This is a genomic window from Acinetobacter pittii, assembly GCF_034067285.1.
Classification (GTDB): domain Bacteria; phylum Pseudomonadota; class Gammaproteobacteria; order Pseudomonadales; family Moraxellaceae; genus Acinetobacter; species Acinetobacter pittii_E.
This window is the reverse complement of record NZ_CP139286.1, coordinates 1,984,191-1,997,955: the sequence shown is the minus strand read 5'-3', so window position 1 is coordinate 1,997,955 and position 13,765 is coordinate 1,984,191. Positions and strand designations below refer to the sequence as shown.

Here is a 13,765-nt window from a genome sequence, read left to right as displayed (position 1 = left end):
TTTTAGAAAGTTAGGTATTAATCGGTCATTGTCATTAAGCTTGCGTTACCACCAGCCGCAGCTGTATTCACACTAATTGCACGTTCAATCACTAAACGCTCAAGTGGAATAGTTTCATTCGGCTCAACATGGGTAATACTAACAATTGCACCAGAACGAGTAGCAATCTCTTGCTGTAATGAGAAGATCTCTTCGCGATTACCATGATGTAAAACTGCATCAAAATCATCTGATGAGATGTTTTTAACTGTAGTAATTGCAGCAAGTACATCTTTTGGCAAAGTTTGTTTGTATTTTGCCAACAATGGACTATTTGGCATTACGGCCGCTTGGCTACCCACTGCAAAAATTGCGAGTAACTGATGCAATTGATTTTGTTCTGTATCAGCGATTGAAAGAACACGATGACGCGGCAAAATAATATATTGGTTACTTTCCCCAGTAGGGCCTTGTAACTCATAGAATTTACCAACACCAAATGGTTCGATATCACGATTTGCTTGCGGTAAATGCTGTTTCGCCCAATTTTGTAAGCTCTGATAAACCTCACGGTTAAAGCCTTCAAAAGCAGTTTGCTCAGTTTTCATGGCAAATGGTGTTGCCAATACTTTGTTTGAACAATGTTGCATTAAGCGATACATGTAAAGCGGACCGCCAGCTTTTGGACCTGTACCAGATAGACCTTCACCACCAAATGGTTGAACACCAACAACAGCCCCAACAATATTGCGGTTGATATAAAGGTTACCCACTTCAGCATGCTGAATGACTGTTTGGATGGTTTCATCAATACGGGTATGTAGACCCATTGTTAAACCATAACCTTTGGCATTAATGCGAGAAATGAGTTGTTCAAGCTCACCATACTTATAGGTAATGATGTGTAAAACTGGACCAAAAACTTCGCGTTGTAAGTCATCAAGATTAGGAAGTTCAATTGCTGTTGGTACAACAAAAGTGCCTTTATCTAATTCATTCTGGCTTGTTGCACCGAACATCAACTGATGTACCGGATAGCCTTTAGACTTCATTTTTTGAATGTGCTGGTCAATCGTTTGTTTTGCTTCGTCATCAATAACAGGACCAATGTCAGTTTTTAAAATTGCAGGATTACCTACGATCAACTGTTGCATTGCACCTTTAAGCATTTTAATCACGGTCGCAGCACTGTCTTCTTGTACACATAAAATACGTAAAGCAGAGCAACGCTGACCCGCACTATCAAAAGCAGAACTTACAACATCAAGAACGACTTGTTCAGTTAATGCTGATGAGTCCACAATCATTGCATTTTGACCGCCAGTCTCTGCAATGAGAGGAATAGATTGGCCATTATCAGATAAACGTTTCGCAACTGTCTTCTGCAAAATTTTTGCAACTTCAGTCGAACCTGTAAACATGATGCCATCGATACGGCTATCTTGGCTAAGCTGAGCACCGACTGTCTCACCGCGGCCAGGAAGTAGCTGTACAGCACCATGTGGAATACCGGCTTCCCATAAAATCTGAACTGCTTGAGCTGCGATTAATGGCGTTTGTTCAGCAGGTTTAGCAATAACACAGTTACCACTCACTAACGCAGCAGCAATTTGGCCAGAGAAAATTGCAAGAGGGAAGTTCCATGGGCTGATACAAAGTACCGTACCTAGTGGCTGAATAGCTGTATTTGCTGGTAGGTTTTCAACTTGAGTTGCGTAGTAACGTAAGAAGTCTACAGCTTCGCGAACTTCTGCAATCGCATTGGCATAAGTTTTACCGCTTTCACGGCAGAGTAAAACCATCAATTCTTGAATGCGGCTTTCCATAAGGTCAGCTGCACGTTTTAAATATTCAGCACGCTGCTCTTTAGGTGTATTTGACCATTCAGATTGTGCTTGTTCCGCTGAGCTAAGTGCAATTTCGACATGCTTAAGATCAGCTTCTTGTACATAACCAACAATTTCATCATTTTGTGCTGGGTTTGTAATTGCAACAGAATGACCTTGCTCTAATGAATCGTTATTTGCCAATAATGGATGGCTTTGCCAAACACGATTACGCAATTCTTGAGCTGTACTATCTAGAGCTGCAAGTGGAGCATCATTTGCTAAATCATAGCCTTTAGAGTTTTTACGAAGTGTTCCGTACATATCTAAAGGTAGAGGAATTGATGGATGTTTTAAACCAATCGATCCTTCAAGCTTTGCTGCATTACGAATGTCGTAAATTGGAGACTGAATAAGGTCATCAACTTTAAGCGTTTTATCAGCAATACGGTTAACGAATGAAGTATTCGCGCCATTTTCAAGTAAACGACGAACTAAATAAGCCAACAAAGTTTCATGGTTACCAACAGGAGCATAAATACGGCATGGCACGCCTAATTTATTTTGCTCGCGTGGGCCCACAACTTGCTCATAAAGCGGTTCACCCATGCCATGTAAACATTGGAACTCATATTGACCAGCATAATATTTGCTTGGATCAGCTAAATGATAGATGGTTGCCAATGTTTGAGCATTGTGAGTTGCAAATTGCGGATAGATAAATTCTGGCGCAGCAAGTAATTTTTTGGCACAAGCGATATAAGATAAATCTGTATGTACTTTACGGGTGAAGACAGGGTAGTCATCCATACCTTCGATTTGCGCTTTTTTAATTTCACTATCCCAATACGCACCTTTTACAAGACGGATCATGAGGCGCTTTTGACTGCGTTTAGCAAGGTCAATAATGTAATCAACCACGAAGAAACAGCGTTTTTGGTAAGCTTGAATAACGAAACCAATGCCTTTCCAGTTTGCAAGTTCCGGCTCAAAGCAAAGACGTTCAAGTAACTCAAGAGAAATTTCTAAACGTTCAGATTCTTCTGCATCAATATTTAAACCAATATTGTATTTTTTGGCCAAAAGAGCGAGTTCAAATACTTTGCCGTAGAGTTCTTTATGAACACGTTCAATTTGCGCACGTTGATAGCGAGGATGTAAAGCAGAAAGCTTAATTGAAATACCCGGGCCATCATATACACCTTTGCCATTAGAGGCTTTACCAATTGCATGGATGGCTTGTGTGTAATCGTTAAAGTAACGTTCAGCATCATGTTCGGTTAAAGCTGCTTCACCCAACATGTCATAAGAATAGCGGAACCCTTTATCTTCAAGCACTTTGGCATGGTCTACAGCTTCTTCAATGGTTTCACCAGTCACAAACTGTTCACCCATCATACGCATTGCAACGTCAACGGCTTTACGAATAATACCACGACCACTACGTGCTAAAAGGCCAGTAAGTACACTTGAAAGACTAGTTTGCTTTGGAGTTTCCATCAGCTTACCAGTTAACATGAGACCCCATGCCGCAGCATTTACAAACATTAAGCTGCTTTGGCCAACGTGTTCTTTCCAGTTACCTTGATTGATTTTATCTCGAATAAGCAAATCACGTGTTGCTGAGTCTGGGATACGAAGCAATGCTTCGGCAAGACACATGAGCGCCACGCCTTCTTGTGAAGAAAGAGAGAATTCTTGTAATAATCCTTGAACAATACCTGCTTTACCCGAAGAGGTCTTACGTTCACGTAAATTATTGGCAAGATTAAAAGCAAGGTCATAAATTTTATGATCTAAATCATCAGATACCGCAGCAGCTTGTAATAGCTCTTCTACAGCTTCCGGTTCAGCACGTCGCCAAGCTGTATTGATGCGTTGTTCAAACTCACTTTTATCGTTGAATTCGGTGATATAGCCTTGGTGAGATTTATCCATTTGATGAAAAGTATCCATTGTGTTCATATCTGTTTCCGCCAACCAGCTCTCGTAAACTCATCTTGAGTAGAGAGGTTTAGATAATTTATCATTACAGAAGAAACACCGAATAACTCACTATATTTAGCCCATTTTTTAGAGGAAAATTCAGATGAATGGCCCAATATTAAGCCTTGACCGCACTGATTTAAAAATTTTGGATATTCTTCAAACAGATGGGCGAATTTCTAATAGTAAATTGGCGGAACTTGTTAACTTGTCACCAACAGCGGTGATGGCACGAGTTCAAAAATTAACGAAAGATGAATTCATCTTAGGATATGAAGCTAAATTAAATCCGGTTAAATTAAACGCAAATTTTTTGGTGTTCGTTGAGGTGTTATTAGATAAAACGACACCTAACGTTTTAGATGAGTTTATTGATGCTGTGGTTCACTATCCAGAAATTGTTGAATGTCATATGGTAAGTGGTGGCTTTGATTTTTTAATTAAATTACGTAGTGGCAGTATGGAGGAGTTTAGACGCATTGCGGGGCAGGTGCTGTGGCAATTGCCGGGGGTAAAAGAGACTCGTAGTTATCCAGTTATGCAAGTTGTAAAAGATACTTCAAAAATTAAAATTAAAACCAAAAATAAATAAAGGGGCCGAAGCCCCTTGATCTATTTCAATGAATTATACGCTTTCTTTGTAGAGTTCATCTGCTTTTTCGAAGCGTCCAGTTACTGTTGTATTTGGCGCTTTAGTTAAAAGACTCACTACAATGATACTGATAAATGCAAGGATAAAGCCTGGAATAATCTCGTAAACACCAGTGTCTGCGAAAAGGTTTTTCCAGCCAATAACTACTACTGCACCAACGATCATACCCGCTAAAGCACCTTGTAAATTCATACGTTTCCAGAATAATGACAAGATAATAAGCGGACCAAACGCTGCACCGAAACCAGCCCATGCATAAGCAACAAGACCAAGAACTTTACTGTCTGGGTTTCCAGCAAGAACAATCGCAAGAATAGCAATCGCAAGAACCATAACACGGCCAACCCATACAAGCTCTTTTTGAGATGCATTTTTACGGATGAAACCTTTGTACAAATCTTCTGTCAATGCACTTGAACATACCAAAAGCTGGCAGCTCAATGTACTCATCACAGCAGCTAAAATCGCAGCCAGAATGATACCTACAATCCATGGATTGAATAAGATTTTAGTCAATTCCATAAATACTGTTTCAGGGTTTTTGCTTACAACTGCTGCTAATTCAGGATGTTGCTGGAAGTAAGCAATACCGAAGAAACCAGCGCCGACAGCACCAACTAAACATAAGATCATCCAAGTCATGCCAATACGACGAGCAGCAGGAATTGATTTTACAGAGTCAGCAGCCATGAAACGCACAAGAATGTGTGGCTGGCCAAAGTAACCTAAGCCCCATGCCATGGAGGATAAAACCGCTACTACACTTAAATCTGAAATAATATTAAATGCATGCGGGCGAGCAGTTTCAATGAGCGTAACGAAATGAGTCGTATCGCCAATTGCAAGATAGGTTACGATTGGTGTTAACAACAGAGCAAAAATCATTAAGCCAGCTTGGAATGTATCAGTCCAGCTAATTGCTAAGAATCCACCAATACAAACATAACTGATGGTCGCAATAGCACTGAGCCAAATAGCCGTGTTGTAAGACATTCCGAATAAATTTTCAAATAGACGGGCGCCTGCTACCATGCCTGAAGCACAGTAAATTGCAAAGAAAACCAAGATAATAACCGCAGAAAAAATACGGAGTACTTTTTTCTGATCGTCAAAACGGCTTGTAAAATAATCTGGCAAAGTCAGTGCATTATTTTGAACTTCAGTATGAACGCGTAATCGACCAGCAACCAGTAGCCAGTTAAGCCAAGCACCGATAATAAGACCAATTGCAATCCAAGCTTCAGATAAACCAGAAAGATAAATCGCGCCTGGTAAGCCCATGAGTAGCCAGCCACTCATGTCTGATGCGCCTGCGGATAATGCAGTAACGAAACTGCCTAAACTACGACCACCGAGAATATAATCTGAGAAGTCGCTTGTAGCACGGTAGGCAAATAAGCCAATGAGTACCATTGCTACGATGTACACCATAAACATGATGAGGGTGGGATCAAAATAGCTCATAATGGATGTGTGTCCTTATATCCATAATCCGTGATTGTAACCTAATCCAGGTCGCTGTTTTCTTGTACGGCATTCAAGAGGTTGAGATTCAACCACAAAAGAATTTTTTTGCTCTGTTATTTTTTTATTATATTTTTGTGTATTTGTGTAATTTGAAAATATGGCTTTTATGAATTAAAAATTATGATATTAATCATTGGGTTATATTTTTTTAATAGTTATTTTTAAAAATTTTTTTGGGAAAAAGTGATATTTTAGAAAATAATTAAACTTATATTGACTTATAAACAAGCAATTGATCGAAATTTTTCTATAGAAACTTAAAATAAAGTACGTGAAATTGGCAAAAAAATAATCAATTAATAATAATTTTTATTCAAACTAAATTTTTTAAGTATTAAAAAAGACAGTTATTTGACTAAATTTTCAAAAAGTTCATACATTCCTTGAGTCGCAGACATCTTTAATAATTCATATTGTTTGGGAACACGCAAATGATCTGCGTTTGGATCTATATAGTAAGCTTTACATTGATCTGAAATTTCATGTACTAAAGCCGCAACTGGATATACACTTAATGTGGACCCAATTACTATAAAAATATCCGCACTTTGCACTAATCTAATTGCTTCTTCATAAGCAGGTACAGCTTCACCAAACCAGACAACATGTGGACGCAATGGATAGCCATCTAGGCAAAAATCTTGTTCTAAATCTAATTTCCAGCCATTAATTTCATAAAATTGAGTGGTAAATTGTGCATTAGGCCCCGAACTTTTTGCTAAACGAATATTTCCATGCAAATGTAAAACGTTAAGACTTCCAGCTCTTTCATGTAAATCATCAATATTCTGAGTAATTACTTGTACGTCAAAATAATCTTGTAGTTTGGCAATATATTGATGAGCTGAGTTAGGTTCAGATTCTAAAATATTTTTACGTCGTTCATTGTAAAAACGTTGAACTAAAGCAGGGTTCTTTTGCCATGCTTCAGGTGTGGCAACTTGTTGGATATCGTAATTTTCCCATAGACCATTACTATCACGAAAAGTGCTAATTCCACTTTCGGCACTCATACCAGCGCCTGAAAATACAACAAGTTTTGTCATAGAAGTCACCTATTCATACCACTAATTTTAAATAGATAAAGAAAAACCAGTTTAAGACTAAACTGGTTTTTATCAAATATTGAAAACGATGCCTATCTTTTATAAGCCAGCTTCATATTCTGAATTTGTTAAAAGTTTTTCAACATCTGCAATATTGTCTGGTTTAATTTTATAAATCCAGCCTTTGCCATATGGGTCTTCATTTACAAAGTCAGGATCATCTTCAAGATCACTATTCACTTCTACTACTGTACCTGACACAGGGGCGTGAATATCAGATGCTGTTTTTACTGACTCAACTACACCAGCTTGTTCGCCAGCGGTAACTTGGCTTCCAACTTCTGGAGTTTCAACGTAAACCAAATCGCCAAGTTCATCTTGTGCATGATCGGTAATCCCTGTAATAACAAGATCACCCTCAATCTTTACCCACTCGTGTGTACGTGCATACTTCAGTTCCGAAGGATGATTCATGGTAACTCCTTAAGCTTGTGTCCAATAGTTTTAAACATTATAAGTATGGGTCTTTACGCCAGTTGCTCGGGCTGCGGCCACTCCAGCGTTTAAAAGCACGGCTAAAATTTGCAACGTCCGAATAGCCAAGTTCATCTGCAATTTGTTCAAGACTATAGTCTGTACGTGAAAGCAAAGAAGTTGCGTGTCGATAGCGCACTTCATCAACTAATGTAGAAAATGAAGTTCCTTCAGCCGCTAATTGACGTTTGAGTGTCCGGTCTGACATATGTAGACATTCAGCTACATTTTCGATGCTTAAATAATGTTGTTCAGAATTACTTAAAATATCACGAACACGCATTGCTAAACGGCGGCGTTCACCTAAAGCAGAAAGTTCAGCTTCACATTGATTAATGGCAACTTGACTGGCGATTGGATCTGAATTGATTAATTTGAGTCCTAAGTATTTTTTATCAAAACTTGAAATTAAATGGGGTTGATTAAAGCGAATTGTGCTGCTTAATTTATTTCTATACTTTTCAAAACCTTCTGGTTCAGGAAAATCTAAATCTACATCGCCGGCTAAGTCTTCAATACCCGTAATCGCTTTGGCCATGCTCATAATACCAATGGTCAAGCCTAAAACGATTTCTGTACGTAAGGGCTCAAGTTCAATATCACATTGTAATTGTAAGGTCGCTTTGGGGCCAAACGTTGAAAAATAGAGTTGTAAAAAGGGTAAGCGTAGTTGAATAAAGCGTGCTGCAAGAGCAATTGCTTCGGTAATATCCTTAGCTGTCATAATTGCATAGCCAATGAAGCCATGAATCGAAATACGCATTTGAGTACCGAGATGGTAACCCAACGTAGTTTCACCAGTTAAATTAAGAGCGTGTTTAACCAGTTCATTTGCTACAGGTGTAGAAATACGATAATCAGGATCGGCCAGTTGCTCACTAGTAAGATTAAATGGAGCAAATAATGTTTCATCGTTATATCCCCAACGTGAAACAACATCTAATAGCAATAAGCCATAGACTCCTGGAATACCCTGATCTTGACGAGCTGAGGTAATTTTCATATGCGTTCCATTGCTCTCATCAATTTGTCACATGCATTTCTTACACATCTTGTCATGAAATATAATCTGAGTTTATAAAAACTGTTAGACAATCATATCAACCATGTTTTAAACATTCTTTTTAAAGACAACAATTTTTGTTGTTGAAATAAGTAATACGTCGCCATTTTGATTTAAGGCTTGTGTAACGTAACTTACAATACCACGATCCAATTTTGTTTTGGATGGTGTGATCGCTGAAATTTCAGCTTCAACATGTATTTTATCACCCGGTCGAGTAGGGCGTGGCCACCGTAAACTTGATTCCGAACCGATTAAGCCACCGTGAATCGGCATACATTCTGTCCATAACCGCATAGTAATTGCAGAAGTATGCCAACCACTAGCAGCGATCCCCTGAAAAATTGGATCGTGCTTAGCTTGCTCTTCATCTATATGGAAGGGTTGAGGGTCATATGAGCTTGCGAATTTTTTGATTTCATCTAAGGTAATTTCATATTCACGGCTAATGAAGCGATCACCAATTTTCAAATCTTCTAAATAAAGCATTAATCTTGACCCTGTAATACTTTTTGCTCAATTAAGAAACCGCCTGTTTGTCGCTTCCATAATTGTGCGTATATACCATCCTGCGCAATTAACTCTTCATGAGTTCCTTGTTCAGCAATTCGACCTTCATCAAGAACGATTAAACGGTCCATTTGTGCAATAGTAGATAAACGGTGAGCAATTGCAATAACGGTTTTATCAACCATCAGGTCATTTAAACTTGCCTGGATTGCTGCTTCAACTTCTGAATCTAATGCACTGGTTGCTTCATCTAAAATGAGAATAGGAGCATCTTTTAAGAATACTCGTGCAATAGCGATACGCTGTCTTTGACCACCAGAAAGTTTGACACCACGTTCACCTACCTGAGCGTTATAACCATTACGTCCTTTTAAATCAACTAATTGCGGAATAAATTCAGCAGCTTTGGCTTTATTTACAGCATTTTCCATATCTGCATCAGACGCATCTGGACGACCATACTTAATATTTTCTGCAACTGAGCGATGTAATAAAGAGGTATCTTGAGTAACTAAAGCAATATTAGCTCTTAGACTATCTTGAGTTACATCTTCAATATTTTGTCCATCAATTAAAATTGCACCTTGTTTAAGATGGTAAAAATGTAAAAGTAACTGAATTAACGTCGACTTTCCTGCGCCGGAACGTCCAACAATACCTATTTTTTCGCCTGCTTTAATATGTAAGTTGAAGTGATCAATTACATTTTTATTGTTATAAGCAAAGCTTACATCTTTAAATACAATCTCGCCTTTGGTGACGTTCAGTGATTTTGCGTCCGGTTTATCTTGAATATTGATTTTTTTACCTAATGTTTGCATACCATCTTGAATGGTGCCGACATTTTCAAATAAGGCTGACATATGCCACATCATGAATTCAGCCATACTATTAAGTTTTAAAATCATTGCAGTCGTTGCCGCGATAACACCTAATGCCGCTAAACCTTGAGTCCATAACCAAACAGAGGTACCAATTACACCTACAAACAAAACAGCGGACAACATATTAATGCTGACTTCAAAGAGGGTACCTAAACGCATTTGAGCATAGACTGTAGTCATAAACTCTTTCATTGATGCTTTTGCGTATTGGCTTTCACGACCAGCATGAGCAAATAATTTTACAGTTTGAATATTAGTGTACGCATCTGTTACGCGGCCAGTCATGATTGCTCTAGCATCGGCTTGTTGCTGAGAAACTTTACTTAAGCGAGGGATAAAGAACCAGGCGCTTAATAAAAATAGACTCAACCAAACTAAAAGAGGAATAAGCAAGATCGGCGAAATTGCGCCCAGAACAATACTGACCGTAATAAAGTAAATGCTGACATAAGCCAACATGTCACCCAAGATAATCCAGAACTCACGGATTGCTAATGCTGTTTGCATAACCTTGGCAGAAAGTCGGCCTGCAAAGTCATTATGGAAAAAGTCCAAACTCTGTTTCAATAAAAGATTATGGAAACGCCAACGCAAACGCATTGGAAAAGTACTATATAAAATCTGATGTTTGATAATAGATTGTATATTTACAAAAAAGATATTAGTAAATAAAACAGCAATCAAAATGAGTAGATCAGTAGCATGCTGATTTAAAAAGCTTTCGGGATGACTTTTACTTAACCAATCTACGAGTTGCCCAATCTTTGAAAAAAGTAAGGCTTCAAAACTTGCAGCACCTGCTGTAAAAAGAATAAGTAAAAATAAATAAGGGCGCACGCCTTCCGTAGCTTGCCAAACAAATGGGAAAAAACGAGTCGGTAAAGGTTCATCCAAACCTTTAGTTGGGTAGGGATCTACAAGTTTTTCAAACCACTTCAGCATGAATTACTACCTTTAAGACAAAAGCCACTTCATTAAATCTTTGCAATTTAATTTGCAAAAAGTCAGTTAGATCAATATCACTTAGGGTTTCGATCTTGTGAGTATGTGCAAATACACATGAACTGATTATGTTATACGTCTTTAATTGATAGATGACGCAAATATTGGAGACCTGAAGAAATCTTCAAGAACGTCGCGAGGACTAAAATATTATTCATTATATCGAGATTAATAGATAAAGGGTGAACGAATTTATTCTTTAGGTATTTTTTCTTCGTATTTTGAACATTTGTTAAATTGCTAGTGTCATACATAGAACTGAAAAAGGCCTTTAGATTAGTATCATAAAGGCCAAATTATGGTATTACCACATTAAGTCATCTGGAATAACATATGCTGCATATGGATCTTCTTCATCGGTAGCTTGTTCATTTTTCTCAGCATTATTAATTAAAATGAAACCCTGCATTTTTTGATCAATTTTTTCAGCTAACGCTTTCGGAAGATAGGCGTATTGATCTTGATCTTTAGCAATGACTAAACTGCCAGCAACAAGTGCGTTATAAACTTGCTGAGATAGATAAACTTTTTTGATTTTATTTTCATCAATAAATTGATAAGCCACATCGCCAGCAAAATCAGTAATTTTATGTTGCTTAATCATCTGAATGATTGATGCTTTAAGTGCTTTTTCTTCAAGCTGTTTCTGTTTTTCTAAATTTAAAGCCTGATCTTTAGCTAATTTTTCTTGTTGAGCTTTTTCAATATTCGCTTTGATTTCAGCCTCATCACTGAGTCCAAGACGTTGTTCGTGATGAGCTTGTTTAGTTAATTTTTTTGCTTTTTTATTATCAACTAAACCAGCTTTGAGTAGCTGTGCTTGTAAGGCATTTTTAACCATGTCTTAATCCTTATGTGAAGTTGAAGTGCTATAAAAATAAACTACCCAGTAAGAGATACTTAAGGTTAAGCTTAAAATTGCCGGCAATAAAAATGATTGTAGTTTCAAATATGGATGTACTACAGCGGCAAGAATCCCACCCAGTAGAAAGCCAGCAAAAATAAGTAAATGTAAAACAATACGTCGTTTTTCTACAATTAAGCCTCTGGCTTTATATCCAAGCGCTAAACCAATATCTGTCAATACACCGGATAGATGGGTGGTGCGGATGATCGTTCCTTTATAGTGGCTTACCATCGCATTTTGTAAACCCATTGCTGTACATGCCCATAATAATCCATAGCGCGGAAAATAAGGAAGTAATAGCCAGCAAAGAAAAATAAAGAAGGCTACAAGGCTCAAAGGTAAACCGTAACGACGATCTAGTCGAAAATGACTGCTGCCTAAAATAAAACCACTATAAAATGAACCGCAAACATAACAAATAATCACCAGAAGCAAAAAAATAATATGCTCTGGTTGCCACTCTACCAAACTCATCGCTAGCATACTAACGTTGCCAGTCATATGTGAAATCGATTGATGTAAAAGGGTAATTAACCCTAATACATTAATCATTCCAGCATTAAATGCCAGTAAAAAGGCTCCAAGTTGGAACCAGTTTGGTAGGCGCTGAAGTGGCATTTCGTTTATGAAGTTTGCTTAGAGCGAATATCTACAGCTGCGGTAAATAAAACATCTGTAGAAGAGTTAAGCGCTGTTTCTGTAGAGTCTTGCAATACGCTAATAATCATGCCAATAGCCACAACTTGCATAGCAATTTCTGTTGAAATTCCAAATAAACTACAAGCTACCGGAATCAGAAGTAAAGAACCACCTGCAACACCAGAAGCACCACAAGCCGAAACAGTTGCAACAACTGATAGGATAAGCATTGTTGCAAAATCAACATGAATTCCAAGTGTATGTACAGTTGCGAGTGTTAGGACGGTAATCGTCACTGCTGCGCCTGCCATATTTACTGTTGCGCCTAAAGGAATAGACACACTTGCTGTAGATGGATTAACTCCTAAGCGCTCTGCCAAATCTAAGTTAACTGGAATATTGGCTGCTGAGCTACGTGTAAAGAATGCAGTAATTCCACTTTCTTTTAGACACTTAAATACGAGAGGGTAAGGGTTTCCGCGTATAGTAAGGGCAACAAGAAGAGGATTAATAACTAAAGCAACAAAGAACATAGTTCCTAATAGCACTACTAATAATTGTGCGTAGCTCTCAAGTGTTGCAAGACCAGCATCAGCAAATGTTACGGCAACTAACCCGAAAATACCAACAGGAGCAAAAGCAATTACTTTATGGATAATAGCACTTACAGCATGTGAAATATCCTGCATCACTTGTTTTGTCGTGTCTGAACTGTGGCGCATAGCTAAACCTAGGCCAATTGCCCAAGCTAAAATACCAATAAAGTTAGCTTCACTAATTGCTTGAACAGGGTTTGCAATAAAGCTTAAAAGCAAATTTTTTAATATATCTGCGAGACTACCAGGCGCTTGTAAATCATTATGTGAAATTGTATTGAGGAATAACGTGCTTGGAAAAGAAAGGCTAACAATCACAGCTGTGAAAGCAGCAAGCAACATACCGACCACATATAAAATCATAATAGGCCGTAAGTTCGCACTATGACCTACTTGAAAGTTGGCAATAGAGGAAAGCACCAATACAAAGACTAAAATAGGAGCAACCGATTTTAAGGCTTTAATGAAAAGCTCACCAAATAAACTTAAGTAAGGCGTAACGTTTGGAAATAGTAATGCAACGCCTATCCCTAGAATAATGGCGATAATAATCTTAGTGACTAAGCTTAATCGAGAAAAGAATGCAAGCATATAAAGGCCTTATTAACCTAATC

The 13,765-nt window shown here is 38.0% G+C and carries 11 protein-coding genes; 1 reads left to right on the top strand and 10 read right to left on the bottom strand.

What is annotated here, in order from left to right; translation table 11 throughout:
• Positions 1 to 17: 17 nt before the first annotated feature.
• Complete coding sequence (gene putA / locus SOI81_RS09365; RefSeq protein WP_320540590.1) at positions 18 to 3,770, bottom strand: trifunctional transcriptional regulator/proline dehydrogenase/L-glutamate gamma-semialdehyde dehydrogenase; 3,753 nt, start codon at positions 3,768 to 3,770, stop codon at positions 18 to 20.
• Positions 3,771 to 3,894: 124 nt separating this feature from the next.
• Here putA and SOI81_RS09360 point away from each other — a divergent pair, with 124 nt between their 5' ends.
• Entirely contained in the window at positions 3,895 to 4,383 is a 489-nt protein-coding gene (locus tag SOI81_RS09360) for an Lrp/AsnC ligand binding domain-containing protein (protein WP_004792785.1), read from the top strand.
• Positions 4,384 to 4,416: 33 nt separating this feature from the next.
• On the opposite strand, the gene putP is transcribed toward SOI81_RS09360, so the two are convergent.
• The 9 genes from putP to sstT all read right to left on the bottom strand — a co-directional run bounded on the left by putP (position 4,417) and on the right by sstT (position 13,742).
• Positions 4,417 to 5,907: a sodium/proline symporter PutP gene (gene putP, locus SOI81_RS09355; protein WP_239976072.1), complete on the bottom strand. Its 1,491-nt coding sequence runs from the start codon at positions 5,905 to 5,907 to the stop codon at positions 4,417 to 4,419.
• A 410-nt stretch (positions 5,908 to 6,317) separates the two neighbouring features.
• Entirely contained in the window at positions 6,318 to 7,025 is a 708-nt protein-coding gene (gene npdA, locus SOI81_RS09350; protein WP_239976071.1) for an SIR2 family NAD-dependent protein deacylase, read from the bottom strand.
• 90 nt (positions 7,026 to 7,115) lie between these two features.
• Positions 7,116 to 7,490, bottom strand: coding sequence for a glycine cleavage system protein GcvH (gene gcvH / locus SOI81_RS09345; protein ID WP_016141224.1), 375 nt, complete (start codon positions 7,488 to 7,490; stop codon positions 7,116 to 7,118).
• Positions 7,491 to 7,527: 37 nt separating this feature from the next.
• Positions 7,528 to 8,553 carry an AraC family transcriptional regulator gene (locus SOI81_RS09340; RefSeq protein ID WP_016141223.1) on the bottom strand — a complete coding sequence of 342 codons (1,026 nt, stop codon included), beginning with the start codon at positions 8,551 to 8,553 and terminating at the stop codon, positions 7,528 to 7,530.
• 108 nt (positions 8,554 to 8,661) lie between these two features.
• Entirely contained in the window at positions 8,662 to 9,102 is a 441-nt protein-coding gene (locus SOI81_RS09335; RefSeq protein WP_002121358.1) for a MaoC family dehydratase, read from the bottom strand.
• Positions 9,102 to 10,949 carry an ABC transporter ATP-binding protein gene (locus tag SOI81_RS09330; protein WP_016141221.1) on the bottom strand — a complete coding sequence of 616 codons (1,848 nt, stop codon included), beginning with the start codon at positions 10,947 to 10,949 and terminating at the stop codon, positions 9,102 to 9,104. The genes SOI81_RS09335 and SOI81_RS09330 overlap by 1 nt, the downstream gene beginning before the upstream one ends.
• A 364-nt stretch (positions 10,950 to 11,313) precedes the next feature.
• The gene (gene yaiL / locus SOI81_RS09325; protein WP_016141220.1) at positions 11,314 to 11,850 is read right to left on the bottom strand and encodes a DUF2058 domain-containing protein; all 537 of its coding nucleotides are present in this window, start codon (positions 11,848 to 11,850) and stop codon (positions 11,314 to 11,316) included.
• Between the two features lie 3 nt (positions 11,851 to 11,853).
• Complete coding sequence (locus SOI81_RS09320) at positions 11,854 to 12,534, bottom strand: YoaK family protein (protein ID WP_016141219.1); 681 nt, start codon at positions 12,532 to 12,534, stop codon at positions 11,854 to 11,856.
• 5 nt (positions 12,535 to 12,539) lie between these two features.
• A complete protein-coding gene (sstT, locus tag SOI81_RS09315) occupies positions 12,540 to 13,742 on the bottom strand; it encodes a serine/threonine transporter SstT (RefSeq protein WP_016141218.1) in 1,203 nt (400 codons plus the stop codon).
• Positions 13,743 to 13,765: the final 23 nt, after the last annotated feature.